This window comes from Pseudarthrobacter sp. NKDBFgelt, from assembly GCF_046097905.1.
GTDB lineage: Bacteria > Actinomycetota > Actinomycetes > Actinomycetales > Micrococcaceae > Arthrobacter > Arthrobacter polychromogenes.
Genome location: NZ_JBJURL010000157.1, coordinates 1 through 2,040 on the forward strand (window position 1 = coordinate 1; position 2,040 = coordinate 2,040).

2 protein-coding genes are annotated in these 2,040 nt (G+C 68.7%); both read right to left on the bottom strand.

Annotation, left to right across the window (positions count from 1 at the left end; all coding sequences use genetic code 11):
- On the bottom strand, positions 1–1,180 hold a 1,180-nt coding region (allB, locus tag ACKAE7_RS20790), incomplete at its 3' end, for an allantoinase AllB (protein WP_408980198.1).
- Positions 1,173–2,040 (bottom strand): glycerate kinase (locus ACKAE7_RS20795; protein ID WP_408980199.1); only part of this gene is annotated, 868 nt, incomplete at its 5' end. The genes allB and ACKAE7_RS20795, both read right to left, overlap by 8 nt.

Consider the following 2,040-nt stretch of genomic DNA (forward strand, 5'->3'; position numbering starts at 1 on the left):
CCGGGGCGAAGATGGCGAAGTCGGCGTCGTAGCCCAGGGCCAGCTGTCCCTTGGTGGAGAGCCGGGCCAGGGCGGCGGGCTTCTCGCCCATCCAGGACACCACCTGCTCCAGCGGGATGCCGCGGTGGCGGGCCTCGGTCCAGATCAGTGAGAGCCCCAGCTGGAGCGACGAGACGCCGCCCCAGGCCACGGCGAAGTCACCGTTCTCCAGGTCCTTCAGGTCCAGGGTGGAGGGGGAGTGGTCCGAGACGATGCAGTCGATGGTGCCGTCCAGCAGGCCCTGCCACAGCAGCTCCCGGTTGGAGGCTTCACGGATGGGCGGGCAGCACTTGTAGGCAGTGGCGCCGTCCGGGATTTCCTCGGCCATCAGCGTGAGGTAGTGCGGGCACGTTTCCACAGTGAGCTTCACGCCGTCGCGCTTTGCGCTGGCAATCATGGGCAACGCGTCCGACGACGAGAGGTGCAGGATGTGCGCACGCGCACCGGTCCAGCGGGCCCGTTCGATCACCTCGGCGATGGCCTTGTTCTCGGCGCCGCGCGGGCGGGAGGCCAGGAAGGTCTGGTAGTGGTCGCCGCCGGGGTGCGGGGCGCGGTCGATGGCGTGCGAGTCCTCGGCGTGGACGATCATCAGCGAGTCGAAGGACTTGAGCTCGGCCATGTCCTCCTCCATCTCGTCCGCGTCCAGGTGCGGGAACTCGTCCACGCCGGAGTGTAGGAGGAAGCACTTGAAGCCGAACACGCCTTCGTCATGCAGGGCACGCAGGTCGCCCTTGTTGCCGGGGATCGCACCGCCCCAGAATCCGACGTCGACGAACGCCTGGTCCTCGGCCACCTCGCGCTTGAGCTTGAGGTTTGCCACGGTGGTGGTGGGCGGGACGGAGTTCAGCGGCATGTCGATGATGGTGGTGACGCCGCCGGCCGCTGCTGCACGGGTGGCGGAGGCGAAGCCTTCCCACTCGGTGCGGCCGGGCTCGTTGACGTGGACGTGGGTGTCCACCAGGCCGGGGATGAGGGTTTCGTCGTCAGCCAGTTCGATGACTTCCGCGCCGGCCAGGCCGTTGCCCAGCGGCTCGAGGGCCACGATCTTGCCGCCGCGGACGCCCACTTCACGTGGAGCCAGGCCGGCGGTGGTGAGGATGCGCTGGCCGCGGATGACCAGGTCAAAACGTTCTTCAGACATGGAGGTCCTCCTTGGTGGTTGCGGAGCGGGACAGCGTGGTGGCTGCCAGCCTTCCGCTGATCTGTGTGCCTAGCTGCTCCAGAAGCGGCGCTGCCTCTGCTATGCACCTGTCTACATTGCTTTCAAGCTCGGTCAAAGCGTAAACGTCCTCGAATCCGGCGGCGGCCGCCTGCCCCTGCGCGAGGGTGGTCCGCCCGCAGACGGCAACCACCGGGACGCCCTGCGCGGCGGCTGCCCGGGCCACGCCCATGGGGGTCTTGCCCAGCAGGCTTTGTTCGTCCAGGCTGCCTTCGCCGGTGATCACCAGGTCGGCGCCGGCCAGCCTCTGCTCCAATTCCGTGAATTCCAGAACGACGTCGATGCCCGGGCGCCGGGTTGCGGCCAGGACGGCGATGGCTGCGTAGCCGACGCCTCCTGCCGCTCCGGCGCCGGGGGCTTCCGCCGCTTTGAAGGCCCTGTTGGACGGGCCTTCCGAACCGATTTCCCTGGCCAGGACTTCGACAAACCTGGCCAGGGCGGCGTCGAGCATGCCGACGTCCTGTTGTGTGGCGCCTTTCTGCGGGCCGAAAATCGCCGCGGCGCCCTGGGCGCCCAGCAGGGGATTGTCGACGTCGGATGCCAGCACAAAGCGTGTGTCCTTCAGTCGGGGTTCGAATCCGCTGAAGTCGATCCGGTCCAGGCGGGCCAAAGCGGCACCGCCGGACGGAAGGTCGTTGCCGGCGGCGTCGAGGAGCCTGGCGCCGAGGCCCTGCAGGACTCCGGCGCCGCCGTCGGTATTGGCACTGCCGCCCACGCCCAGGATGATGCGGTTGCAGCCGGCATCCAGGGCGGCGCGGATGAGCTGGCCGGTGCCCAGGCTC